The organism is Chromobacterium piscinae, assembly GCF_021129175.1.
Classification (GTDB): domain Bacteria; phylum Pseudomonadota; class Gammaproteobacteria; order Burkholderiales; family Chromobacteriaceae; genus Chromobacterium; species Chromobacterium piscinae.
Genome location: NZ_JAJOHV010000027.1, coordinates 17,041 through 41,513, shown reverse-complemented (window position 1 = coordinate 41,513; position 24,473 = coordinate 17,041). Strand labels below are relative to the sequence as shown.

Below are 24,473 nucleotides of genomic sequence, written 5' to 3'. Positions count from 1 at the left end.
CCTCCAGCGCCGCCGACGCGGCCGAGAGCGCAAGCGTGGTGATTTCCATGCTGCCGGCCGGCAAGCACGTGGCCGGCCTGTATCTGGGCGATAACGGCCTGTTCGCCAGGCTGCCCAAGGGTACGCTGATCATAGACTGCAGCACCATAGACGCCGGCACCGCGCGCAAAGTCGCCGAAGGCGCGCGGGAAAAAGGCCTGTCCATGCTGGACGCGCCGGTCTCCGGCGGCACCGCCGGCGCCGCCGCCGGCACGCTGACCTTCATCGTCGGCGGCGCGGCGGAAGACCTGGCCCGCGCCCGCCCGGTGCTGGAGGCGATGGGCAAGAATATCTTCCATGCCGGCGGCGCCGGCGCCGGCCAGACCGCCAAGATCTGCAACAACATGCTGCTGGGCATCCTGATGGCCGGCACCGCCGAGGCGCTGGCGCTGGGCGTCAAGAACGGCCTGGACCCGAAAGTGCTGTCCGAGATCATCAGCAAGAGCTCGGGCCGCAACTGGGCGACCGAGCTCTACAACCCCTGGCCCGGCGTGATGGACAACACGCCGGCCAGCCGCGGCTACGCCGGCGGCTTCATGTCCGAGCTGATGCTGAAGGACCTGGGCTTGGCCGAGGAAACCGCGCTGCAGAGCCACGCCGCCAATCCGCTGGGCGCGCTGGCGCGCAATCTGTACGAGGAGCACGTGCACCAGGGCAACGGCAAGCTGGACTTTTCCAGCATCGTCAAACACTTTCACTCGCTGAATTGAAACAGGTCCAGATAACTGCCACAGCGATATGACATGTGATAAATTCATGTCATGTCTGCGACAGGGAGGGCGCTCAGGCGCCCTCCTTTCTTGTTTCGGCAGCCCCGAATCGGATAAGAACAAAGTCTACCAAGGATGAATATGTCTCATTCCCTCGCCCTGAAAGGCATCGCCGCCGCGACGCTGCTGGCTTGCGCCTTGCCCGCCGCTATCGCCGCCGGCTACCAGCAACCGCCGGCCAATATCCTCAAAGTGATGCGCGCGCCATCTCTGCCCGGCCCCAGCCTCAGCCCGACCCAGGACAATATGCTGCTGGTCGCCTGGCAGGAATATCCGTCCATCGCGCGCGTGGCCGCGCCCTATCTGAAACTGGCCGGCACCCGGATCGAACCGGCCAACCGCAGCAAGCATGACACGCCGGGCGGCTACGGCATCGCCCCGTGCGCGGAAAGCTTAAAGCTGGTGAGCGTCCCCGGCGGCAAAGAAACGGCGATCGCGCTGCCGGCCGGCGCTTGCCCGGACGCGCCGGTCTGGTCTGCCGACGGCAAACGCTTCGCCTTCGCCAACACCACCAAAGACTCGGTCGAGGTGTGGGTGGGCGACGCCGCCAATGGGAAGATCCGCAAGATTCCCGGCATCCGCCTCAACCCGATGCTGAACGACGAGCTGCAATGGATGCCGGATCAGAAGACCCTGCTGGTCAAGGCGGTGCCGGCCAAGCTGGGCGCGGCCCCGACTCAGGCCAGGACGCAAGACGGCCCCAGCGTGCAGGACAGCGGCGGCGGCCAAGGCGAAAGCAGCACCTACGAAACCCGCGACACGCTGTCCAGCCCGCACGACGAGGCCTTGTTCGACTACTACGGCGCGTCGCAGCTGACGCTGGTGGACGCCGCCAGCGGCAAGGCGACGCCGCTGGGCCAGCCAGCCATCTACGACAGCGTGGGCCCGGCGCCGGACGGCAAGCACATCCTGGTGTCCAGCGTGCGCAAGCCCTACTCCTACGTCACCACCTACGAACGCTTCCCGCATGAAGTGGAAGTCTGGAACATCGCCAACCCCGGCCGCGTGGCCGTCCACGCCATCGCCTCGCTGCCGCTGGCCGACCGCGTGCCGGTGCACGGCGAGCCGCTGGGCCCGCGCGACTTCTTCTGGCGCGCCACCGAGCCGGCCACGCTGCTGTGGGCCGAGGCGCTGGACGGCGGCGACTGGAAAAACACCGTGCAGGCCCGCGACAAGGTGATGATGCAGAAAGCGCCGTTCACCGCGCCGCCGGTTGAAATCCTGCGCACCGCGCAGCGCTTCGCCGGCCTGGACTGGACCGAGCGCGCCGACATCGCGCTGGTCAGCGAGGTCGATCTGAACAAACACTGGCGTCAAACCCGCGTCGTCAACGTCGATCAGCCGCAGCAAGCCGGCAAGCTGCTGTGGGACCTGTCCTACGACGACAAATACGCCGATCCGGGCAGCCCGGTGCGCCGCGCCCTGCCCAGCGGAGAACGGGTGATCCAGCTGGACGGCGACGCCATCTACCTGTCCGGCGGCGGCGCGTCGCCGCAGGGCAACCGGCCCTTCCTCGACAAACTAAACCTGAAGACCGGCGACAGCCAACGCTTGTTCCGCAGCGACAAGTCCGCCTACGAACGCTTCATCGGCCTGTCGGCCAAGGGTAGCGGCAGCTTCCTCACCTGGCGCCAGACACCGGCCGAGGCGCCGAACGCCTTCTTGCGCACCCTGGGCGCGCCGGTCGGCGCCGACAAGGGCGAAGCCGCCTTCGCCTCTACCGAAACCGCCGTCACCCGCATCGTCGATCCGACGCCGGAGCTTCGCCAGATCAAGAAGCGGCTGGTGAAGTACAAGCGCGCCGACGGCTTGGACCTGTCGTTCACGTTGTACACTCCTCCGGGCTATCAGGAAGGCACTCGCGTGCCCGCCATCCTCAACGCCTACCCCCTGGACTACGCCGACGCGGCCAGCGCCGGCCAGATCAGCGGCTCGCAGCAAACCTTCACCCGCCTGTACCAATACAAATACCTGTTGCTGGCCGGCTACGCCGTCATCGACCAGGCGTCGTTCCCAGTGGTGGGCAACCCCAAGGCCGCCTACGACAGCTATCTGGACCAGCTGAAAATGGACGCCGAAGCAGCGGTGAATGAGGCGGTGAAGCTCGGCGTGGTCGATCCGGACCGCGTGGCGGTCACCGGCCACAGCCACGGCGCGCTGATGACGGCCAACCTGCTGGCGCACACCGACCTGTTCCGCGCCGGCGCGGCCACCAGCGGCTCGTACAACAAGACGCTGACGCCGTTCGGCTTCCAGAGCGAGCGCCGCTCGGTATGGGAAGCGCCGGACGTCTACCGCAAAGTGTCCACCTTCTTCTACGCCGACAAGCTGAAAACGCCGATCCTGATCATGCACGGCAGCGACGACGCCAACCCCGGCACCACGCCGCTGCAGGCCAGCAAGTTCTACGAGGCGATCCGCGGCAACGGCGGCACCGCCCGCCTGGTGATGCTGCCGCATGAGCCGCACTGGTACGCGGCCCGCGAATCGAACGAGCAACTGGTCTACGAGATGCTGAGCTGGTTCGACAAGTACGTGAAGAACGCGCCGCCGCGCGCGGTGAAGAGCGCGCAGAGCCAGCCGGCCCAGCTCTAAGCGCCCTTCGTTTCCAATCGAACGCCCCGTCCGCGGGGCGTTTTCACATCCGCCGCCCTAACCCCTCCGCGCCGCCTTGTTGCGGACCTTCCACTCACGCCGCTGTTGTTGCCGCTGCAGCGCGGTCTGCTCATGCCGCTCCATCTCGCGCCTCAGCTTGTGGTAGTTGCGCAGTCGATCCTCCTCCACGCCGGCCCTCACCGCGCAGCCCGGCTCCTCTCTATGGCTGCAGTCGCGGAACTGGCAGCGGCCGGCCAATTCCTCGATGTCGGCGAAGCTGCCAGCCAGCGCGCCCGCGTCCGGCGGAGCCTGCAAGGTGCGCACGCCAGGCGTGTCGATGATGCAAGCGCCGTCCGGGCACTTCAGCAGCGTGCGCGCGGTGGTGGTATGGCGGCCGCGGCTGTCGTCCGCCCTCACCCCGCCCACCGCCTGCGCCTCCTCGCCCAGCAAGGTATTGCTGAGCGTGGACTTGCCGGCGCCGGACGAGCCTAACAGAACCAGCGTCTGGCCTGCGCCCAGCCAGGGCCGCAAAACCTCGCGGCAGGCCGGATCGGTGCCGTTCAGCAGCAGAATGGGCGGCAGAGGCCGCAACCGTTGTTCCAGCTCGGCCAGCCGGGCTTCGGCGTCTGGGCACAGGTCAGCCTTGCTCAGCGCCACCACCGGCGTCACGCCCGCCGCGGCGGCCAGACCCAGATAGCGCTCCAGCCGCCGCGGGTTGTAATCGCCGTCCAGCCCCATCACCAGCAAGGCGGTATCGACATTGCTGGCGTACGCTTGCCGCGTTCCTTCGTCGTTGACGCGGACTAGCTGGTTAAAGGGTTCCAGACGCTCAAGCAAGCGCCAGGGCTCATGCTCCAGCGGCTGGCACAGCGCCCAATCGCCCACCGCCAGTGCGGCGTGAACGCCGGGCAAGGCATGGGCCGGATGCTCGTCATCGCCGTCATGCACCCACGCGCAGTCGCGCTGCACGCGGCATACGCGCGCCAGCTGCCACGCTTCATCGCCGGCCTTGGCCAGCGCCTGTTGCAGCAATACCGGCGTCAGGCCGATGGCGGCCAGACGCGGAAAATCGAAATTCAGCATTGAAACTCCCGCGAACGCTCGCAAGCCAACGCCGCCGGGCGCAGCCAGGCTCGATCAAGCCTTCGGAAATGGATGGGGGAAAACGCGCCTGATGGACAGGCTTAGCCACCGCGTGGATGCGGTGTGAGGAACATGCCGGGGAACGGCCGCCGAGCGGCGCCGCTTACAACTGGGAAACTATCGGGAAATGAAACGACCGGGGCGACGGTTCAAACGGCATGCCCTTGAAATTGGGTATCGCGGCTCATTGGATTCTCCTTTTAGCTATTCGGAACGAAAGAAGATTATGCCAATTGAAAATACCGTCCGCAAGCGGAATCATGTTCGCGCGGCATCGATCCCGGGAAAAGTTCTATAGATAGTAAGACGCCGCCGGAGAGGCGCGCATATCGGGCATCCGCCCCCATCTGGGAGAAATGAAGCGATGAAAACCCTGCCGCTACTGATCGCCGCCGCCATCGGCGCGGCCGCCTTGACCGCCTGCGCCAGCCCGGAGGAAATCCACGCGATGGATCAGCGCACCTGCTCCGGCTACGGCTTTCACCCAGGCACCGACACTTACGCCAACTGCATGATGAAGCAGGCGGACAAACGCGATCAGGACATGCGGGCGAACATGCAGAACATGTCTCACCCCGCCACCCAGCCCGCCGCCGCGCCAGCCGCCACCGTCATCGTCATCCCTGCCGAGGGCAAGCCCAAACTTCCGGACTGCCGGATGCAGGATCCCGGCGTCACGCTCAATATGGACGGCAAATGGGAAGGCCCCAACTGTACGCCGGCGCGCTAACCCAGCCTTTGTTCAAGGCCGGCCAGCAGCAAAACGCCGTTTGTATTACGGCAGCAGCGTTCGCGCCGGCTGCGACCAAAACGCCGCGTCCAGCACGTAATCCCGCTCCAGCGTTTGCTCTCCCGGATTGGCCAGCACCAGATGCAGCCTGGGCGCCGCGCCCGTCGGCAGCGCCATCTGCCAGCCGGCCAGCGTATGCTCGCGGCCGTATCGCCATAGGCTGTTGTCCGGGCCGTCATGATGGTCCTGGCTCAATCTCTCGAACTCCGCGAGCGCATGCGACGGGCGCTGATCCAGTAAAAGCCGGATGCGGGCGAGCCGAGCCTGGCTGCTGGGGCCGATTTTCTGCGCCCCGTCCAGCAAGGACAGATTGGAATAATGGTTGGTGTGCGCCAGCGTGCCATTTCGCTGGCGGCTGAGCTGGTAGCGTCCATTCTGGCCGATTTCCACCTGCATCAGGCCGCCGGCGTCGGCCAGCAGCAGAAACACCGGGCGCGTTTGCGGAAACAGCTTGTCCGCGGCGGCGGCCACCTCGTCCAGCGATCCGTAATCGCGCAGCAGCCGCGTCAAAACGCCATGGCGCGCGCTGTCGGCCCGCAGTTCGCGCGGCAGGCTGCTGGCCTCGGCGCCAACCACCGCCAGCCCCTTCTCATTGACGCCGGCCTTGATGCCCGGCTCGCGGCCATTGTCGGCGTACAGGCCCAGATAGGCGTAGCCATGTTCCGGATGGCGCAGCCGCAACGACTGCACATGGTCCGGCTTCCAGTCACGGTTCTTGGCCAGCAAAGTGCCATCCGCGCTAGCCGCGCCCGCCGCTCCCCACAAGGTGCAGGCCGCGACGGGCCAATGCATCAGGGCAAGCCATGCCGCCGCAGCCAACCATGAAGCGCGCATGACGATCTCCCGCGTGGCGAATGAAGCGATTCTGCCATGGCCGCGCCGGGGGATTTCAATCAACTTGCAAGCAAATGTGAGGCTGATGCGCGCAGCAGTCAGACCTCTGCGGCGGGAAAGACATACTCCAGCATCTCATCCCCGTACTTGTCGACCTGGCCGGTGGAGGCCCTACCGAGATAGCGGTAAAAGCCATGGGAGCGCACTGTGGGATCGCTGCTGCAACCCAATAACAACAGATATTAATCTATGAACTTCAGCTTATTCTATGCAATCAAGCCGTAATTGATCAGGCCAACATATCCTTCCCGCCCCCATATCAATCAACTTGCGTACCTTGGTTTCTTTGTGAAAATTTCGATCCGAAGTCACAAAAACATCATTTCCATAGTACAGGTGACACCACATAGTCAGCACATCACATATGCGATTCAACCATTTCCTATAAACTTTCGCATCCTCGCGCCCTATTGGACCATGCAAACTCGTTACATTTCCAAACAATACGCATCCAATTTCATCCATCAAGTTGGACATAATTTGGTCAGACCACACTGCGCGCTCCCAAAATGTGCAACCCCAAACTGCGACAGGAGGAAGACGAGAAAGTGAACCAATGCCAGCATCTTTCAAAAGTTCTTCGAACTTATCATATCTATCCGGAAATACGCCAAGCTCTCGCATCTCCGATGCGCCAACCTCCACCACAAAGACCTGATGCGTTCCACTATCGATAATCTCTCGCAACCCATCGACTCTTTCATTCCTCTGCATCAAGTCGATGATGACATTATGATCCAAAGTCAGCTTCATCAAGATCTCCATTCAAAATGGGCTGCGGAGGTTCAAGATGTAGAATATAAAAATGGAGGTCATAAGCAATGGATTACTCATGAAATATGCTTTTAATTATTTCTTACTTCATAACCCAGCGCCTGCAACGCCTTCACCCATTCGTCGATGGCGATCTCCACCAACGCTGGCTGGCCGGCGAAGCCGAATTCGATGTGCATCTCTGGAATCGCATCATTGCCGAAATTGGGCAGGCAGGACAGCCTCAGGGCCGGATAGCGAACGGTGAAGTCCTGCATCAGACCGATCAGGTCTCCCTCCCGGGCTTTGATCGCAATGCAGGATTGCTCGATGTCCGGCTGATCGTTGAACAGATGGCGGCAATGAGTATCCAGCACCCACTCCGCCATCGGCCAAGCCATGCTGGGAAAGCCGGGCAGAAAATGGATGCTGCCGCAGGAAAAGCCGGCGATCTGGTTGACCGGATTGGGAATGATGGCGGCGCCTTGCGGAAAATGGCCCATCAGGATGCGGTGCGGATAGGCTTCGGCGCCGAAGCGCCCCTCGATCAGCGCCTTGGCCTCCGGATGCAGCTCCAGCGGCGCGCCCAGCGCGCGGGCGGCGCAGGCCCGGGTATGGTCGTCCGGCGTGGCGCCGATGCCGCCGAAGCTGAACACCAGGTCGCCGCCGGCGAAGGCGCGGCGCAAGGCCGCTTCGATGCGGGCGGGATTGTCGCCCAGATATTCCGCCCAGGCCAGCTTCATGCCGCGCGCGGCCAGGATGCGGATCAAGGCCTGCATATGCTTATCCTGGCGTTTGCCGGACAGCAACTCGTCGCCGATGATCAGCGCGCCAACCGACATGGACATCACTCCTCTTCAATCAGACAGCGCCGTAAGCGCTCGGGCAACAGCCCGCGCCAGCCATTCCAATCCGCCGGCGGCCGCGCCCTGGCTACCAGACTGCCATTTTCCAAATCCTCGATGGTAAAGGATTGGCAATCGATTTCGGGCAGGCTGTCCTTGAGCAGATTGTAAGCGCGGCGCGCGACGGCGCCATCACGTTCCACAAATACGATCTCCACCCGCTCGCTCTTGCCATTGCTGCGGCAACAGGCGATGCGTCCACCCTCACCCAGAGCCAGCAGCATCGCCGCGCCCGCCGCCGACGGATAGGAAACCACGTGGTCAAAACCAACCAGTTCGCGCATGATCAGCCGAAATACCCGCCGCCCGCGAATGCTGGTCATGTCCGCAATGTACTCGCCAGCCAAGCGCTCCAGCTCAGCGCGATCCATCGCTCGCCCCCTGCTCCAGCATGCGCCGGCAGACAGCGTAGCAATCATCGATATGGCTGTTGCCGACATAGCGCATCGCGGCGAAGCCTATCGCCGCATTGGCTGCCCAGCCTAGCACCGGCACCAGTTTCAGCGCCTGCTTGCCGGCCCAGCGGCCCGCTGCGCGCCTGGCCACCGCCGCCAGAAGCGTGCGGGTGACTTCCAGCCCCAACAGCGCGCTGCCGGCGCGGCGGATCAACTGATACAGCATCTGCTTGCGCGCCGCGTCGTAACCGGCGATCTGCTCCGGCGCCACGCCGAAGCGCTGATTGATCGCCGGTATCAGCTGAAGCAAGATGGCGACGTCGGCGGCGATGTCGACGCCGGGAGCCGGCAAAGCCGACGCGCCTGCGGACAGCGCCGCGCGGCCGTTGACCATCGCCCGGCACTGGTCGCGGATGGCGTCCAGCTCGCGCAAGCTGGCGGGCAGCACCTCAGTGCGCCTCGCCTACCTGCGGGCCGGCCAGCGCGTCCTTGGGCATCGCCAATTGCTTCACCACGGCCTGGGCGGCGGCGAAGTCCGGCGTGGCGATCAGCCGCTGCCAATCCTCGGCGCGGCTCTTGCCCGCCATGCGCTCCAGGCGTTCGGCCAGCTTGGGCTGCGGCGGCGGAAGCAGCGCCGCCAGCATCGTGTCGGCCTCTTCCGGCTGATTGCAGACCAGCACCATGTCGCAGCCAGCCGCCAGCGCCGCGTCGGCGCGCTGCACGTAGGTGCCCGCGCCTGCCGCGCCAGCCATGTCCAGCGCGTCGGAGAAGATCACGCCGTCGAAGCCGATCTTGCCGCGCAGGATGTCGGTCAGCCACACCTTGGAGAAGCCGGCCGGTTGGCTGTCCACTGAGGGATACAACACGTGCGCCGGCATCACCGCGCCCATGCCGGCGTCGGCCAGCCGGGCGAACGGCACCAGATCATCCTGTTCGATCTGGGCCAGGCTGCGGTCGTCCTGCGGCATCAGGTGGTGGCTGTCGCCCTCCACATAGCCGTGGCCGGGGTAATGCTTGCCGCAGCTCATCATGCCGCCGCGGCCCAGGCCTTGCTGCAAGGCTTCGGCCAGCTCGGCCACCGCCTCCGGGTCGCGATGGAAGGAGCGGTTGCCGATCACGGCGCAGCGCTCCCAGTCCAGATCCAGCACCGGGGTGAAGGATAGGTCGATGCCGCAGGCCGACAATTCGGCGGCCAGCACATACCCTACCGTTTCAGCCAGCTTGCGCGCCTCCTCCTGATCCTGGTCCCAGGCCTCGCCCAGCACGTTCATCGGAGGCAGGCGGGTGAAACCGTCCAGGAAACGCTGCACGCGCCCGCCCTCGTGATCGACGGCGATCAACAGATGCGGCGAGCGCAAGGCGCGGATCTCGGCGGTCAACGCGCGCAGTTGCTCGATGTTCTGGAAATTGCGGCGAAACAGAATGATGCCGCCCACCAGCGGATGGGACAGCCGGGCGCGTTCCTGCTCGGTCAGCGAGAAGCCTGCGACGTCCACCATCACCGGGCCGCGCGGAAGATTCAAAGTCGTTTGGGTCATGGTTTCATCCTCGACCATTGCGGGGCGCGCATAGCCGCCCCGGGTATTGCAAAGACAAGCGCGGAGCGCCAACCGTTCCCGCGCTTGTCGCGCGAGAGGCAGTCTCCCGCCTTACGATTCAAGCACGACGAAGGCCAGCGCGTGGCTGCGTTCGTCGCTGATGGATAGATGCATGCGCGCGACGCCGCGCGCGGCGATGAAAGCCGCCAGTTCGTCCGACAAGACCAACAAGGGCTTGCCCAGCTCATCATGGCCGACGCCTATTGCCGTCAGCAAGGCCGGCGCCACCACGCCGGTGCCCAGCGCCTTGGCGAAAGCTTCCTTGGCGGCGAAGCGCTTGGCCAGAAAACGCGCCGGCTCGGCATGGGCGGCGAACTCGGCCTGCTCGGCTGCGGTCAGCAGCCGCCGCCCCGCCTTGTCGCCCCAACGCCGGCACCAGGCCTCCATCCGGGCGATTTCCACCAGATCGGTGCCGACGCCGTAAATCATGCGCGCGCCTCGCCGGCGCGGCGCAACGATAGCCATCGCCCCGCCCACAGCGCCATGCAAGGCAGCCAGACATAGACGAATTCGGTCTGGACCACTCGCTCGCCCTTGGGGCCGAACCAGCGTTTCAGGCCGATCGGAGCGCCTTCTATCGGTTTCCAGCCGCTGAGGTAGCGATGATCGGACCAGGGCATGAACAGCGCCGGGCCAAAGCTGGCGTCGCAGATCATGTCCAGCGCCGCGTGCGAAGCCACCGACAAAAACAGCAACAATGCCGCCGACGCGGCGCTCAGGCCCACCCGCAGCCACAGCGGGCGGCACAGCCAGGCCAGCAGGCCGGCGCAAACCGCCGCGGCCGCCAGCGAATGCGAAAAGCCGCGATGCCCCCACGGGCTAGCATAGGGGATGCCCAGCTTGAAGGTGACCACGTCCAGGTCCGGCAGCATCGCGGCCGCGCCGCACAACGCCAACCACGGCAACATGCCTGGCGTGGAGACTGACTTGCGGCTGGCCAGGGCAACCAAGGTGGCGCCGGCCAGCGCGTGGGTGACGACGGTGGGCATCAGCGGACGCGCGCGCTTTCCATCAGCGCCTTCATCTCGCGCACCGCCTGCGGGAAGCCGACGAACAGCGCATGGGCGACGATGGCGTGGCCGATGTTCAGCTCGGCGATCTGCGGGATGGCCGCGATGGGCTTCACATTATGGTAGTTGAGGCCGTGGCCGGCGTTGACCACCATGCCGAGGCTGGCGCCGAATTCGGCGGCGGCGCGGATGCGGACCAGCTCGGCCTCGCGCTCGCTGGCGTGCGGCGCGTCGGCGTAGGCGCCGGTGTGCAGCTCGATCACGCGCGCGCCGGCGTCGTAGGCCTTCTGGATCTGCTCGCGGTCGGGATCGATGAAGATGGACACGCGAATGCCGGCCTCGGCCAGCTTGCCGGTGTAATGCTTGACGTCGGCATAGTGGCCGCGCACGTCCAGGCCGCCCTCGGTGGTGACTTCCTCGCGCTTCTCCGGCACCAGGCATACGTCTTCCGGGGCGACTTCCAGCGCATGCGCCAGCATCTCCAGCGTCATCGCCATTTCCAGATTCATCCGGGTCTTCAGCACCGGTCGCATGGCTTTCACGTCCGCGTCCTGGATGTGGCGGCGATCTTCGCGCAGATGCAGCGTGATCAGGTCCGCGCCGCTGGATTCCGCCACCAGCGCGGCCTCCACTGGGCTCGGGTAGCGGGTGCCGCGCGCCTGGCGTAGCGTGGCGACGTGATCGATGTTTACGCCCAACAAAATCATTTTCATCCCCCTTGTCTATCCGCCATCAGTCCGAAAGGGACTGGATGGCCTGCAATAATTGGCGCGACGCCAGCGGCTCGTCGCCCAGCAGCGCGGACAACCATACCCGGCTGAGCTGGCGCGCGTGGCCGCGGGTATCCGGCCGGCCATAGTCGTCGGCGTCTATCGCCAGCAAGGCCTCGCCCGGCAACCTGACCGCACGGCCGACCGGCGCCAGTTCCGGATGCTCGTCCGGCTCCGGCATCGCCGCGTCGCGGCACAGATAATGGCGATCGGCGGCGATGGCCTCGCCGCGGCTGTCGCGGCCGAGCGCCGGCGCATAGCCCAGCACCTGGGCAAGCCGGAGCTCGTAGCGGCGCAAGGCCGTCGACAAGGGCGCGGCGCCGGCCAGCTCCCGCACCGCCCGGTCATAAACGGAAAAAGCCCGCGGTTCGGGATCGTCCCGCGCCGTGAGCTTCATCATCAATTCGTTCAAATAAAAGCCGCAGACCAACGGCAGCCCGGTCAGCTGCCGCACCCCGCCGTCCCAGTCCGCCGCGTGCAGCGTGCGCAACTCGCCCTTGCCGAACCACGACAAGGTCAAGGGCTGAAACGGCAGCAGCACCCCGCGCAGATCGGAGCGGGGCCGGCGCGCGCTGCGCGCCACCAAGCTGAAACGGCCATGGTCGCGGGTCAACACTTCCAGCAGCAGGCTGGTCTCGCGATACGGCTGGGTATGCAGAATATAACCCGACTGCTTGTCCACTCTGCCCGGCTGGCTCATGCCGTCACGCCCCGCCGGCTCACCTGGATGGAAACGGTCTCGCCGCCGCGCCCCAGCCGTTGGCGGGCCAGCAGCTCCACCCGGGCGCGCCAGGCGGCGATGGCCTCCACGCTGTCCCAATACGTGACCCGGTCTTCCGCAGTCACGCCCAGGCAGCCCGGCTGGCTTTCCGCCAGCCTCAGCGCGCAGCGCGACAGCTCTGCCGCCGCGCTGTCGCCGGAAAGGTTCGCCGCCCAGCAATCCTGCGCCGGCGGCCTATCCAATACTGTCATCAGTTCAAACCGAACTCGCGCAGGAAGCGGACATCGTCGGCCCAGCCGGATTTCACTTTCACCCAGACCTGCAGGAACACCTTGCCGTCGAACAGTTTTTCCATGTCGAGGCGCGCCTCGGTGGAAATTTTCTTCAACTTCTCGCCGGCCTTGCCGATCACGATGGGCTTCTGGTGTTCCTTGTCGACCAACACCGCAATGTGGATGCGGCGCAGCGCGCCGTCCATCTCGAACATTTCCACTTCCACGTTCATTTCGTACGGCAGCTCTTCGCCCAGGTAGCGGAACAGCTTTTCGCGGACGATCTCAGCGGCCAGGAAGCGCTCGTTCTTGTCGGTGACCATGTCCTCCGGATAGAGGGGCATCGATTCCGGCAGGTGTGGGCGCACCTGGTCCAACAGTTCGGCAAGGCGCTGGCCATGCTTGGCGCTGACCACTTCGACGCCGGCGAATTCGAATTCGGCAGTCACTTCGTCTATGAAGGCTTGCAAGGTCAGCTTGTCCTTGGCCTTGTCCAGCTTGTTCACCACCAGGATGACCGGAGTCTTCTTGGGCAGCAGCGCCATCACTTCCTTGTCGGCGGAAGTGAAGCGCATCGCCTCCAGCAGGAACAGCACGCAGTCGACGCTGCCGAGCGAGTCCTTGACGCTCTTGTTCAAGGCCTCGTTCAGCGCGCCCTTGTGATAGGTCTGGAAACCCGGCGTGTCGACGAACACGAACTGCGCCGTGTCCTCGGTATGGATGCCGGTGACGCGGTGGCGCGTGGTCTGCGATTTCTTCGAGGTGATGCTGATCTTCTGGCCGATCAGATGGTTCATCAACGTGGATTTGCCCACGTTGGGACGGCCGACGATGGCGACGAAGCCGCAGTGGAATTGGGGAGTATCGGTCATGATTTTTTCTTGCCTGCGGCGAGTTTCTGTTCCAGCAGGACCAATGCCGCTTCGGCGGCCTGCTGTTCGGCGGCGCGGCGGCTGCCGCCGTCGCCGGTGGAAATCAGGGCCAGCTCGCCCAGATCGCACTCCACCTTGAACCATTGTTCGTGGGCCTCGCCGCTCTGCGACAGGATGCGGTACTTGGGCAGCGCCAGCTTGCGCGCCTGCAGCGCTTCCTGCAAGCGGGTCTTGGCGTCCTTTGCCTGGCGCGTGGTGTCGATGTTGGCGACGCGCTGGCTGTACAAGCGGCGCACCACCTGCTCGGCGGCTGCGAAGTCGGCGTCGAAGCTGACGGCGGCGAAAGTGGCTTCCAGCGCGTCGGCCAGGATGGACGGACGGTTGAATCCGCCGCTCTTGAGCTCGCCCTCGCCCAGGTACAGGTAATCGCCGAGCGCTAGTTCCAGGGCGATTTCCGCCAGCGTGTTCTGGTTGACCAGGTTGGCGCGCAGACGGGACAGTTCGCCCTCGGTCAGCTGCGGAAACTGGTCATACAGCATGCGGGCCACGGTGTAATTGAGGATGCTGTCGCCGACGAATTCGAAGCGCTCGTTGTTCGTGCTGTTGAAGCTGCGGTGCGTCAGCGCCTGGCGCAGCAATTCCGGTTTTTGAAATGCGTAATCCAGCGCCTGGGACAGGCGCCGGAATCGATTGTCTATCTGGGTCACGGTATGGTTATTGCGCAGGCGGTTGACCCGCCTGGGTATCGAAATGGAAAAGCAGACTGACATTGCCGAACAGCGGCACCTCGCGCTGATACTTCGCGCGCAGATAATTGCTGCCGGCTCCGGCCACCACCATCAGATTCTCTCCCTTGACGGAAGTGACTCCGGAGACGTTGGCCTTGCCGTCGAACTCCTGCCGCAGCGTCTGCTCGCCGACATTGGTCTCGGTGGACAGGGCCGTCAGCGCGTTCTTGACATCGCCGTACTCGGTGTAGACCGGCACGATCTTGAACACCAGCATCAATCCGGCGCCGACGAGGGCCAGGACCAACAAAATCGCAATTACCGACAAGCCTTGCTGCTTCTTCATGCGTTTCTCCAGGTCATGGCCTCTCTTGGCCTGATTGTTTTTACTGTATCCGGGTGCCGATGCGCGACAACTGGGTGAAGTTCATCCAGATCATGAAGGCCTTGCCCACCATCAGCTTGTCGTCGACGAAGCCCCAATAGCGGCCGTCGGAGCTGTTGTCGCGGTTGTCGCCCATCATGAAGTAATTGCCCTGCGGCACCTTGCAGACGAAACCGTCGTCATCGTAGCGGCAATTGTCGCGGTAGGGGAAGTCCTGCACCTGGCTTAGCGCCACCACCGGCGCTTCGACGTTGTTCAATACATGGTAGGACTTGCCGCCCTGGTTTTCCCGGAAACGCTGCGCGGTGATCTGGGCCAGGCCTTGCTCGATGTAGTCGTAAGTGCCGTCGGCGACATCGGTCACCTGCTTGCCGTTGACGGTCAGGCGCTTGTTGCGGTACTCGACGGTGTCGCCCGGCAGGCCGATCACGCGCTTGATGTAATTCACCTTGGGATTGGGCGGATAGTTGAACACCACCACGTCGCCGTGATTGACCTTGTTGACCGGCACCAGCACGTTGTTAAGCACCGGCACGCGGACGCCGTAGGTAAACTTGTTCACCAGGATGAAATCACCGACCACCAGGCCCGGCCGCATCGAGCTGGACGGGATCTGGAACGGCTCCACCAGGAAGGAGCGCAGCACGAACACCACCAGGATCACCGGAAAGAAGCCGCGCGAATAATCGACGAAATGGCCGGGTTGCGCGCCGCTGGCGGCGCGCTTCCTGGCCAGCATCCACTTGTCCAGCGCCCAGACCACGCCGGTGATCACGACGAACACCAGCATCACCGCGGTGAAGCTCATGTAGTCGGACAGCAGGCCGAAGCCGCCGATCACCAGGGCCAGATAGCCCCACTGCACCGATTGCGGCCAATCCTTGGCGCCTTCCTGCTTCTTGCCGCCCAGCAAAATCAGCAACACGCCGACCACGACCGCGGCCGAGAACACCCAGAACAAGTTTGCGCCCACTTATTTGTCCCCTACTTGAAGAATCGCCAGGAAAGCCTCTTGCGGGATTTCCACGTTGCCGACCTGCTTCATCCGCTTCTTGCCGGCCTTTTGTTTTTCCAGCAGCTTTTTCTTACGGGTGATGTCGCCGCCGTAGCACTTGGCCAGCACGTTCTTGCGCAGCGCCTTCACCGTTTCGCGGGCGATGATGTGGCCGCCGATGGCCGCCTGCACCGCGATGTCGAACATCTGGCGCGGAATCAGCTCGCGCATCTTCGACACCAGTTCGCGGCCGCGGTACACGCTGGAGGCGCGGTGGACGATCAGGCTCAGCGCGTCTACCTTCTCGCTGTTGACCAGCACATCCAGCTTGACCAGGTCAGCGCTCTGAAACTCCTTGAACTCGTAATCCAGCGAGGCGTAGCCGCGGCTGGTGGACTTCAGCTTGTCGAAGAAGTCCATCACCACTTCGTTCATCGGCAGATCGTAGGTGAGCATCACCTGGCGGCCCATGTATTGCATATTGCGCTGCACGCCGCGCTTCTGGTTGCACAGCGTCATCACCGCGCCCACATAGTCCTGCGGCACCAGGATGGTGGAGGTGATGATGGGTTCCCGCAGGTCTTCATACTTGCCGGAGTCCGGCATCCGCGACGGGTTGGACACCACTTCCACCGTGCCGTCCCGCATCACCACTTCGTAGTTCACCGTGGGCGCGGTAGTGATCAGGTCCATGTCGAACTCGCGCTCCAGGCGCTCCTGGACGATCTCCAAGTGCAGGAGGCCGAGGAAGCCGCAACGGAAGCCGAAGCCCAGCGCCTGCGACACTTCCGGCTCGTACTTCAGCGAGGCGTCGTTCAGCTGCAGTTTTTCCAGCGCGTCGCGCAGCGCTTCGTAATCGTGGCTTTCCACCGGATACAGGCCGGCGAACACCTGCGACTGCACGTCCTTGAAGCCCGGCAGCGCCTCGGCGGCCGGCTTGGACACCAGGGTGATGGTGTCGCCCACCTTGGCCGATTTCAATTCCTTGATGCCGGCGATGACGAAACCCACCTCGCCCGCGTTCAGGCTCTGGCGCTGAACCGACTTGGGCGTGAACACGCCCACCTGTTCGCACAGGTGCTCGGCGCCGGTGGCCATGAACTTGATCTTGTCCTTGGGCTTCAGCGAGCCGTCGATCACGCGCACCAGCATCACCACGCCGACGTAGTTGTCGAACCAAGAGTCGACGATCAGCGCCTTCAGCGGGCCATCCGGGTCGCCCTTAGGCGCCGGGATCTTGCTGACCACTTCTTCCAGGATATCTTCGATGCCGATGCCAGACTTGGCCGAGGCGCGCACCGCTTCGATGGCCTCGATGCCGATGATGTCTTCGATCTCCTGCGAAATGCGCTCGGGATCGGCGGCCGGCAGGTCGATCTTGTTCAGCACCGGCACCACTTCCACGCCCAGCTCGATGGCGGTGTAGCAGTTGGCAACGGTCTGGGCTTCCACGCCCTGCGAGGCGTCCACCACCAGCAGCGCGCCTTCGCAGGCGGACAGCGAGCGCGACACTTCGTAGCTGAAGTCCACGTGCCCCGGGGTGTCGATCAGGTTGAGGTTGTACACCTGGCCATCGCGGGCCTTGTAGGTCAAGGCGGCGGTCTGCGCCTTGATGGTGATGCCGCGCTCCTTCTCGATGTCCATGGAGTCAAGCACCTGGGCGCTCATCTCGCGCAATTCCAAACCACCGCAGAACTGAATGAAGCGGTCGGCCAGGGTCGATTTACCATGGTCGATATGGGCAATGATCGAAAAATTTCGGATGTTCTTCATCGGTTTCCAGCAAAAGATAAGGGCACGCTAGCGTGCCCGGGGCTGCTGACGGATAGCCCTTCCGGGGGATCCCTGCGGATCAGACGGCGGCCGGAAGCCGATCAGCAAGCGGGGGCGCGACCAGCGCGCCCCCGGTTTTACTCACACTGGCGCGGATTTTAGCCGATTTCGCCCAAATGTGCAGCCAATCTCGCGCCGTCCAGATGCCAATGGCAGATTTCGGTCTCGCCATCCATCAGCACCGGCACCAACTCGTTGAAGCGGGCCTCCAGCGCCGGATCGGCGTCGACATCCACCACCTCGAGCTCGAAGCCGTGGCGCTCGCGCCAAGGGCCGAGTTCGGCCAGCATCTGATGGCACAGGCTGCAGTACTCGCGGAAATAAAGCGTCAGTTTCACTTGGCGTCATCCACGGTCAACGGCACGAACATCGTCACGCCCTGACGCATCACCTGCAAGGCGACCGCGCCGCCTTTCTTGGCTTGATTCAGCGCGCCCTTCAACTGGGCGAAGCTCTTCAGCGGATCGCTGCCGATGCCGACGATGATGTCGCCCTGCTGAATGCCGGCGCGCAGCGCCGCTCCGTTGGCGCCGCGCACCAGCAAGCCGTAGTCGATGCCGGCGCGCTGCAGCTGGACCGGATTCAGCTCCTGCAGACGCAGGCCGATCTGGGCTAGGCTCTGCTCGCTCTCCGCGCCCGGCTTGCGGTACTCGCGCTTGGCGACGCGGGCATCCTCCTCCACCAGTTCGTCAGGCACCACGCGGATGCTGGCCTGCGCTCGGCTGCGCCAGACATCCAGCGAGATGGCCTTGCCCGGCGGCAAATCGCTGATCAGGCGCTGCATGTCGCCACCGTTCTCTATCGTCTGGCCGTTGATGCGCAACACGATGTCGCCAGCCTTCAAGCCCGCCTTCTGCGCCGGCCCCTTGGGATCGAGCGCGTTGATCAACACGCCGCTGGGCTTGGCCAGTCCGAAGGACGCGGCCAGTTCCTTGCTCAGCTCCTGCACCACCACGCCGATGCGGCTGCGAGTCACCTTGCCCTTGGTCTTCAACTGATCGGCCACGTTCATCGCGGTATCGATGGGGATGGCGAAGGAAATGCCCATGAAGCCGCCGGAACGGCTGTAGATCTGCGAGTTGACGCCGACCACTTCGCCATTCAAGTTGAACAGCGGGCCGCCGGAGTTGCCGGGATTCACCGCCGCGTCGGTCTGGATGAACTGCACGGCGCTCTCGTCCGGCAGCATGCGGTTCTTGCCGGAAACGATGCCGGAGGTGGCCGTGTTTTCAAAACCGAACGGCGAGCCGATGGCCAGCACCCACTGCCCGACCTTCAGGCTCTTCGCATCGCCCATCCGCACCACCGGCAGGTTCTGGGCGTCGATCTTGAGCAAGGCCACGTCGGAGCGGGCATCGGAACCAATCACCCGCGCCTGGAATTCCCGCTTGTCGTTCAGTTTGACCGTGATCTTGTCCGCGCGGGCCACCACGTGGGCATTGGTCAGCACGTAACCGTCCTTCGAGATGATGAAGCCCGAACCCAGCGAGCTCTCCTGGTGCTCGCGCTGCTGCGGCGGCGCGAAGCGGCGGAAGAACTCGAAGAACGGATCCCCCTCCATGCCTTCCGGCAGGCCTGAAACCGTCTCCTTGACCGTGGAGGTGGTGCTGATATTGACCACTGCCTTGCCCTCGGCCTCGACGATCTGGGCGAAGTCCGGCAGCTCCGCCGCCATGGCGACGGGAACCGCCGCCGTCAGAATAGATGCCGACAGCATTGCGGAAACAATCAGTTTTTTGACCGACATGTGCGCTCCATCTTTGGAATGTTGTGGACTGAATGGGCCGGCGGACGCCGGCTGTGCAACCATCGGATCGGGAAGCGGCGCCTTGCCGCGCCCCTCACGCTCCCTTGCGACGCTCCTTGCGGACGCATCACGCAAAACTGGCCACTTCCGCATGCTTTCGATGGGAAATGGCCAGTCAAACTTTCATCGGCCGGAGGAAAGCCTGGCGCTGGCGGCGATCCCGCCGCCGGCAGCGAAGCTTTTCAGCCTGCCCGGCACGGGCTCACTCCCCCTTGCCGTTGACATGCAAACCCTTGAGCAGAGCCATCATCGCGGTTTGCGGCATATCGCCCACCGCGGTCAGCTGCATGTCGTTCTGGTAGCTGGTGGCCATGTTGATCGCCCCGTGCAGATTGCCCACCTTTTCCAGGCGCGCATGCTCCGGAGGAGGCGGCTCGACAAACACCGACAACATCACCAGACCGTCGCTCAGCACCATGTGCCGGACCGGCTTGCCGCCCTGTCCGGGCAGCACGCGCTGGACCGAACGCAGCACGCGGAAGCCCTGAGGCAGCCCGGTCAGCTCGCCCTGCGGCGCAGCCGCTTCCTCGCTGCCTCCCGACGCGCTGGAACGCAACTGGAAACGCTGCGACAGCTTGGAGACGTACGCCCGCTTATCCTTGGCCCCGCCCAGCTCCACATCGGTGAAGGTGAACTGCTCGACCGCGTCGCCGCGCGGCGACAAGGTCATCACTTTCAAGGGGAGATAGGTTGCCGGCTCAATGCACATCCGCATGGTGTAGCGCTGCGCGTCCCGTGGCTGCAAATCCAGCCACTGGCAGTCGCGCTTAGCCACGCGGTCGTGGCCGGTGCGCTTGAGGACATACGAGCGGGTGATATCGTCCAGATCGTCGGGCAGCAAGGCGGGGAACAACCGCATCGCGCTGATTTTGCACGCCATCAAGGCGCGCTTATCGGGCGCGAAGCAGGTCAGCCCCCTGCCCTTGCGAACCACCTCCCGCGTCGGACCGTCGAGCGAGGTGCGCTTTTCGCGCACATTGTCGCCCTGCCCCTGGCGAACGATGCGGAAGGTTTCCAGCGTGCCATTCATCTGATGCAGATAGGTGCCATCCAGCGGCTGCTGCCTGCCGGCGTTGCCGACACTACGCAGCAGCTGCATGTCATCCTCCGCATGGGCCGCGCACGCGGCCCCGAGCATCAAAACACCAATCAGAGGAACGACACGCATCAGTGGCGAGCTCCGTTTCCGTAGGACACGCGCATCACGCTCTGGTCGGCGGTCACCTCCTGGTGCGCCAGCACATAGGGATCATCCTGATCCAAGGCCACGGCAGGCTTGGCGATCTGCACCGGCACGCCGCGATCGGCGATGGCCGACGGCGAGGCGTTGCGGTGGGACAGCTGCTGCCAACCCACGACGGCGGCGAAGCTGACGCTCGCGGCCAGCGCCACCGCGCTCGCGGTGCGCGCCTTGCGCGGACGCGTCCAGCGACGCGGCGCCAGGACCGTCGGCTCGTCCGCCAGGCGAGCCGCCACCCTGGCCCTCACATTCAGCGAGGACAGGCGGTTGGCGCGCATGGCGTCGCCGATCAGATGGTACCCTTCCCAGGCATCATCCAGGTCCTTGTCTCCGGCGATGGCGGCGATTGCCTTGTCGGCATCGGGCCCGTCCAGTTCACCGTCCATCAGTGCGGATATCGTTTCTTTCATACTTACCACCTTCTGTTCTTGGCCGTATCCAGCAGAGGCCTGAGCTCAGCAGCAATCGCCTCGCGTGCGCGAAAAATCCGCGAACGCACGGTACCTATCGGACAATCCATCACCCTGGCGATCTCGTCGTAGGACAGCCCTTCCATCTCCCTAAGCGAGATGGCAGTGCGCAACTCCTCCGGCAAGGCCTCCACGGCGGCATTGACCGTAGCCAGAATCTCCTTGTTCATCAGCTCGGTTTCGGGCGTGTTCATGTCGGGAATTTGCGACGCCATGTCGAAACTCTCGCCATCCTCGTCCTCAATCTCGCTGTTCACCACCGGGCGTCGCCCGTTGGCGCTGAGGAAATTCTTGGCCGTATTGATGCCGATCCTATACAGCCACGTGTAAAACGCGCTCTCACCCCGAAACGATGGCAAAGCGCGATACGCTTTGATAAACGCCTCCTGCGTCACATCCTCGATGTCAGAACCGTCGCGTATGAAACGCGACAACAGCCTGGCGAGACGTCGCTGATACTTTGCAACAAGCAGATCGAAAGCTCTTTTTTCACCTCGCTGGGCACGTTCCACCAACTGTTGATCGATGTCCCGATCACTCATAGTCGTTGTTATGCTCCCTGGTTTGCCCACTGTTCTATGTGGTCGTTACGTGGACTGTGTACTAGACCACGGTTTAAAGCCCGAGTTCCCACTGGCGAGGACGTTGCGAAACATATCACTCCCGGCGCGAAACTTGAACATCCCATTATCAACTATTGCCAGCATTTTCTAGAGCCTTTACACTCCAACCAAGCACTTGCTTGAATGACAGGCAATTAATCCAATCCACCGTCAGGAGCATTTTATGAGCACTCCCGGGCAGCGTTTCCGCCAGGCCGTGGCCGCCGAAAAACCGTTGCAAGTGGTGGGGGCGATCAACGCCTACGCTGCACGTTTGGCCGAACACTCGGGTTTCAAGGCCCTTTACCTGTCCGGCGGCGGCGTCGCCGCCTCGTCCTGCGGCATCCCCGACCTTGGCATCACCACGCTGGAAGACGTGCTGATCGATGCCCGCCGCATCACCGACATCACCGACCTGCCGCTGCTGGTGGACATCGATACCGGCTGGGGCGGCGCTTTCAACATCGCCCGCGCCGTGCGCAGCCTGGAGAAGGCCGGCGTCGCCGCTGTCCACATCGAGGATCAGGTGCAGCAGAAACGCTGCGGCCACCGCCCAAACAAAGCCATCGTCCCGCAAGACGAAATGATCGACCGCATCAAGGCGGCCACCGACGCTCGCCGCGACGACAGCTTCGTCATCATGGCGCGCACCGACGCGCTGGCGGTGGAGGGCCTGGATGCCGCCATCGCACGCGCCGTCGCCTGCGTCGAAGCCGGCGCCGACATGATCTTCCCGGAAGCGATGACCGATCTGGCCATGTACAAACGCTTCGCCGACGCGGTGAAGGTGCCGGTGCTGGCCAATATCACCGAGTTCGGCTCCACGCCGCTCTACACCGCCGAAGAACTGGCCGCCAACGGCGTCGCCCTGATGCTGTATCCGCTTTCCGCCTTCCGCGCCATGAGCCAGGCCGCGCTTGAAGTGTACGGAGCCATCCGCCGCGACGGCACCCAGCAGGCGGTGGTCGACAAGATGCAGACCCGAATGGATCTGTACGACCACCTGGGCTACCACGAATACGAAAAGAAACTGGACCAGCTATTCGCCGCCGGCAAGCAATAACAATTCAAGGGCTGCGGCATCGCCCCAAGTCTGACAAAGGAGAAATTGCATGACTGAAGTGGTTCTGACCGGCAAACCGAAGAAATCCGTAGCACTGTCCGGTGTCGCCGCCGGCAACACCGCGCTGTGCACCGTTGGCCGCAGCGGCAACGACCTGCACTACCGCGGTTACGACATTCTCGATCTGGCCGACAAGGCGGAGTTCGAAGAAGTGGCCTATCTGCTGGTGCACGGCAAGCTGCCGAACCAGGCTGAACTGGCCGGCTACAAGAAGAAGCTGAAATCGCTGCGCGGCCTGCCGGCTTCGGTCAAGGCGGTGCTGGAAGCGCTGCCGGCCGGCGCCCATCCGATGGACGTGATGCGCAGCGGCGCCTCCGCGCTGGGCTGCGCGCTGCCGGAGAAGGACGACCACAACCTGGCCGGCGCGCGCGACATCGCCGACCGCCTGATGGCCTCGTTCGGCTCAATCCTGCTCTACTGGTACCACTACAGCCACAACGGCAAGCGCATCGACGTCGAAACCGACGACGACAGCATCGGCGGCCACTTCCTGCACCTGCTTCACGGCGTCAAGCCGTCGGCCGAATGGGTGCGCGCGATGCACACCTCTTTGAATTTATACGCCGAGCACGAATTCAACGCCTCCACCTTCGCCGCCCGCGTCATCGCCGGCACCGGCTCCGACATGCACAGCGCCATCACCGGCGCCATCGGCGCGCTGCGCGGCCCGAAGCACGGCGGCGCCAACGAAGTGGCGTTCGAGATCCAACAGCGTTACGAGAGCCCGGACGAGGCCGAAGCCGACATCCGCGCCCGCGTGGAGCGCAAGGAAGTGGTGATCGGCTTCGGCCACCCGGTGTACACCATTTCCGACCCGCGCAACAAGGTGATCAAGGAAGTGGCGCGCGAACTGTCCAAGAGCAACAAGGACATGAAGATGTTCGACATCGCCGAACGCCTGGAAACCGTGATGTGGGACGTCAAGAGAATGTTCCCCAACCTCGACTGGTTCTCCGCCGTCAGCTACCACGCGATGGGCGTGCCGACCGCGATGTTCACCCCGCTGTTCGTGATCTCGCGCACCAGCGGCTGGAGCGCGCACGTGATCGAGCAACGCCAGGACGGCAAGATCATCCGCCCGTCGGCCAACTACATCGGCCCGGAAGACCAGGCCTACATCCCGCTTGAAAAACGCTGAGGCAAGCAGCAAGCGACGCGGCCGCCCGGCCGCGTCGGCCATACTGGAGCAGTAAATGAAGCAAATGTTGTTCTGGCAGCGCCTGGACTGCCCGGGGCTGGAGCAGGCGGAAATCGAAACCAGCGCCGGCCTCTCCTTGTCCGCCTGCGGCACCCTGTTGCACGCCGACACCGGCGCCAGCCTGCGTTACCGGATGCAGTTGGACCACCACGGCAGGCTCAGCCACGCCCATATCGATGTTTCCGCGCCCGAACCCAGGCAGCTGACGCTGCAACACACCGAAAGCGGCCGCTGGCTGGTCAACGGCCAAGCGCAGCCCGCCTGGGACGGCTGCCAGGAGCTGGACCTGCAATCCTGCGGCCTGACCAATGCCTTTCCCATCCGCCGCTTGAAACTGGGCATCGGCGACAGCGTCGAGCTGTCGATGCTGTTCGTGCGCCTGCCGTCATTGACGCCGGCTATCTGCCCGCAGCGCTACACCCGCCTGCCGGACCACGACGGCATGCCCTGCTACCGCTACGAATCCCCGGGCTTCGCCGCCGACATCATCGTCGACGAGCAAGGCTTCACCCTGCATTACAGCGACTTTCTGCAACGGCTGCCCGACAGCGGCCGCGATTGAGCGA

The 24,473-nt window shown here is 64.0% G+C and carries 28 protein-coding genes; 6 read left to right on the top strand and 22 right to left on the bottom strand.

The genetic code is table 11. The annotated features are described in order from the left end of the window. On the top strand, positions 1–749 hold a 749-nt coding region (mmsB, locus tag LQR33_RS09955), incomplete at its 5' end, for a 3-hydroxyisobutyrate dehydrogenase (RefSeq protein ID WP_231468757.1). 141 nt (positions 750–890) lie between these two features. Further along, complete coding sequence (locus LQR33_RS09950; RefSeq protein ID WP_231468755.1) at positions 891–3,404, top strand: alpha/beta hydrolase family protein; 2,514 nt, start codon at positions 891–893, stop codon at positions 3,402–3,404. Between the two features lie 57 nt (positions 3,405–3,461). Here LQR33_RS09950 and rsgA read toward each other — a convergent pair whose 3' ends face one another. Further along, positions 3,462–4,487 (bottom strand): ribosome small subunit-dependent GTPase A, encoded by a 1,026-nt coding sequence (gene rsgA / locus LQR33_RS09945; RefSeq protein WP_231468753.1) that lies wholly within the window; start codon positions 4,485–4,487, stop codon positions 3,462–3,464. Between the two features lie 424 nt (positions 4,488–4,911). Here rsgA and LQR33_RS09940 point away from each other — a divergent pair, with 424 nt between their 5' ends. Continuing rightward, complete coding sequence (locus LQR33_RS09940) at positions 4,912–5,277, top strand: hypothetical protein (protein WP_166440768.1); 366 nt, start codon at positions 4,912–4,914, stop codon at positions 5,275–5,277. A gap of 45 nt (positions 5,278–5,322) precedes the next feature. Here the strand turns inward: LQR33_RS09940 and LQR33_RS09935 are convergent, their stop codons facing one another. The 21 genes from LQR33_RS09935 to rpoE form a co-directional block, all read right to left on the bottom strand. After that, the gene (locus LQR33_RS09935; RefSeq protein ID WP_231177973.1) at positions 5,323–6,129 is read right to left on the bottom strand and encodes a carcinine hydrolase/isopenicillin-N N-acyltransferase family protein; all 807 of its coding nucleotides are present in this window, start codon (positions 6,127–6,129) and stop codon (positions 5,323–5,325) included. 303 nt (positions 6,130–6,432) lie between these two features. Next, on the bottom strand, positions 6,433–6,984 hold the full coding sequence (locus LQR33_RS09930) for a hypothetical protein (RefSeq protein WP_231468751.1): 552 nt from the start codon (positions 6,982–6,984) through the stop codon (positions 6,433–6,435). 92 nt (positions 6,985–7,076) lie between these two features. Beyond that, the gene (locus tag LQR33_RS09925; RefSeq protein WP_231468749.1) at positions 7,077–7,832 is read right to left on the bottom strand and encodes a competence/damage-inducible protein A; all 756 of its coding nucleotides are present in this window, start codon (positions 7,830–7,832) and stop codon (positions 7,077–7,079) included. Beyond that, positions 7,832–8,260 (bottom strand): hypothetical protein, encoded by a 429-nt coding sequence (locus tag LQR33_RS09920; protein WP_231468747.1) that lies wholly within the window; start codon positions 8,258–8,260, stop codon positions 7,832–7,834. The genes LQR33_RS09925 and LQR33_RS09920 overlap by 1 nt, the downstream gene beginning before the upstream one ends. After that, positions 8,247–8,732 (bottom strand): hypothetical protein, encoded by a 486-nt coding sequence (locus tag LQR33_RS09915; protein ID WP_021478020.1) that lies wholly within the window; start codon positions 8,730–8,732, stop codon positions 8,247–8,249. Before LQR33_RS09915 ends, LQR33_RS09920 begins: the two co-directional genes overlap by 14 nt. 1 nt (position 8,733) lies before the next feature. Further along, a complete protein-coding gene (gene nagZ, locus LQR33_RS09910; protein ID WP_166440772.1) occupies positions 8,734–9,822 on the bottom strand; it encodes a beta-N-acetylhexosaminidase in 1,089 nt (362 codons plus the stop codon). A 111-nt stretch (positions 9,823–9,933) separates the two neighbouring features. Beyond that, a complete protein-coding gene (acpS, locus tag LQR33_RS09905; protein WP_166440773.1) occupies positions 9,934–10,311 on the bottom strand; it encodes a holo-ACP synthase in 378 nt (125 codons plus the stop codon). Beyond that, the gene (locus LQR33_RS09900) at positions 10,308–10,871 is read right to left on the bottom strand and encodes a metal-dependent hydrolase (protein ID WP_221666342.1); all 564 of its coding nucleotides are present in this window, start codon (positions 10,869–10,871) and stop codon (positions 10,308–10,310) included. The genes acpS and LQR33_RS09900 overlap by 4 nt, the downstream gene beginning before the upstream one ends. Beyond that, the gene (gene pdxJ / locus LQR33_RS09895) at positions 10,871–11,599 is read right to left on the bottom strand and encodes a pyridoxine 5'-phosphate synthase (protein ID WP_231468759.1); all 729 of its coding nucleotides are present in this window, start codon (positions 11,597–11,599) and stop codon (positions 10,871–10,873) included. Before pdxJ ends, LQR33_RS09900 begins: the two co-directional genes overlap by 1 nt. A gap of 25 nt (positions 11,600–11,624) precedes the next feature. Further along, a complete protein-coding gene (gene recO, locus LQR33_RS09890) occupies positions 11,625–12,362 on the bottom strand; it encodes a DNA repair protein RecO (RefSeq protein WP_221668780.1) in 738 nt (245 codons plus the stop codon). Next, on the bottom strand, positions 12,359–12,634 hold the full coding sequence (locus LQR33_RS09885; protein WP_221666344.1) for an antibiotic biosynthesis monooxygenase family protein: 276 nt from the start codon (positions 12,632–12,634) through the stop codon (positions 12,359–12,361). Before LQR33_RS09885 ends, recO begins: the two co-directional genes overlap by 4 nt. Next, positions 12,634–13,527 (bottom strand): GTPase Era, encoded by an 894-nt coding sequence (era, locus tag LQR33_RS09880; protein ID WP_021478027.1) that lies wholly within the window; start codon positions 13,525–13,527, stop codon positions 12,634–12,636. Before era ends, LQR33_RS09885 begins: the two co-directional genes overlap by 1 nt. After that, a complete protein-coding gene (gene rnc, locus LQR33_RS09875) occupies positions 13,524–14,234 on the bottom strand; it encodes a ribonuclease III (RefSeq protein ID WP_051238483.1) in 711 nt (236 codons plus the stop codon). The genes era and rnc overlap by 4 nt, the downstream gene beginning before the upstream one ends. A gap of 7 nt (positions 14,235–14,241) precedes the next feature. Then, positions 14,242–14,601: a DUF4845 domain-containing protein gene (locus LQR33_RS09870; RefSeq protein WP_104947022.1), complete on the bottom strand. Its 360-nt coding sequence runs from the start codon at positions 14,599–14,601 to the stop codon at positions 14,242–14,244. A gap of 40 nt (positions 14,602–14,641) precedes the next feature. After that, entirely contained in the window at positions 14,642–15,613 is a 972-nt protein-coding gene (gene lepB / locus LQR33_RS09865) for a signal peptidase I (protein WP_021478030.1), read from the bottom strand. Next, entirely contained in the window at positions 15,614–17,407 is a 1,794-nt protein-coding gene (lepA, locus tag LQR33_RS09860; protein ID WP_104947021.1) for a translation elongation factor 4, read from the bottom strand. Positions 17,408–17,565: 158 nt separating this feature from the next. Further along, positions 17,566–17,805 carry a glutaredoxin family protein gene (locus LQR33_RS09855; RefSeq protein WP_021478032.1) on the bottom strand — a complete coding sequence of 80 codons (240 nt, stop codon included), beginning with the start codon at positions 17,803–17,805 and terminating at the stop codon, positions 17,566–17,568. Beyond that, on the bottom strand, positions 17,802–19,214 hold the full coding sequence (locus LQR33_RS09850; protein ID WP_221668782.1) for a DegQ family serine endoprotease: 1,413 nt from the start codon (positions 19,212–19,214) through the stop codon (positions 17,802–17,804). The genes LQR33_RS09855 and LQR33_RS09850 overlap by 4 nt, the downstream gene beginning before the upstream one ends. Before the next feature lie 262 nt (positions 19,215–19,476). After that, complete coding sequence (locus LQR33_RS09845; RefSeq protein WP_221668783.1) at positions 19,477–20,373, bottom strand: MucB/RseB C-terminal domain-containing protein; 897 nt, start codon at positions 20,371–20,373, stop codon at positions 19,477–19,479. A gap of 68 nt (positions 20,374–20,441) precedes the next feature. After that, the gene (locus LQR33_RS09840) at positions 20,442–20,924 is read right to left on the bottom strand and encodes a sigma-E factor negative regulatory protein (protein WP_231468745.1); all 483 of its coding nucleotides are present in this window, start codon (positions 20,922–20,924) and stop codon (positions 20,442–20,444) included. Positions 20,925–20,926: 2 nt separating this feature from the next. Next, on the bottom strand, positions 20,927–21,526 hold the full coding sequence (rpoE, locus tag LQR33_RS09835; RefSeq protein WP_021478036.1) for an RNA polymerase sigma factor RpoE: 600 nt from the start codon (positions 21,524–21,526) through the stop codon (positions 20,927–20,929). Positions 21,527–21,770: 244 nt separating this feature from the next. Between rpoE and prpB the strand changes: the two genes are divergently transcribed. The 3 genes from prpB to LQR33_RS09820 are packed head-to-tail and all read left to right on the top strand — an operon-like array spanning position 21,771 to position 24,469. After that, the gene (gene prpB / locus LQR33_RS09830; RefSeq protein WP_166440781.1) at positions 21,771–22,649 is read left to right on the top strand and encodes a methylisocitrate lyase; all 879 of its coding nucleotides are present in this window, start codon (positions 21,771–21,773) and stop codon (positions 22,647–22,649) included. A gap of 49 nt (positions 22,650–22,698) precedes the next feature. Next, the gene (prpC, locus tag LQR33_RS09825; protein ID WP_021478038.1) at positions 22,699–23,847 is read left to right on the top strand and encodes a bifunctional 2-methylcitrate synthase/citrate synthase; all 1,149 of its coding nucleotides are present in this window, start codon (positions 22,699–22,701) and stop codon (positions 23,845–23,847) included. A gap of 55 nt (positions 23,848–23,902) precedes the next feature. After that, the gene (locus LQR33_RS09820; protein WP_166440783.1) at positions 23,903–24,469 is read left to right on the top strand and encodes a putative glycolipid-binding domain-containing protein; all 567 of its coding nucleotides are present in this window, start codon (positions 23,903–23,905) and stop codon (positions 24,467–24,469) included. Positions 24,470–24,473: the final 4 nt, after the last annotated feature.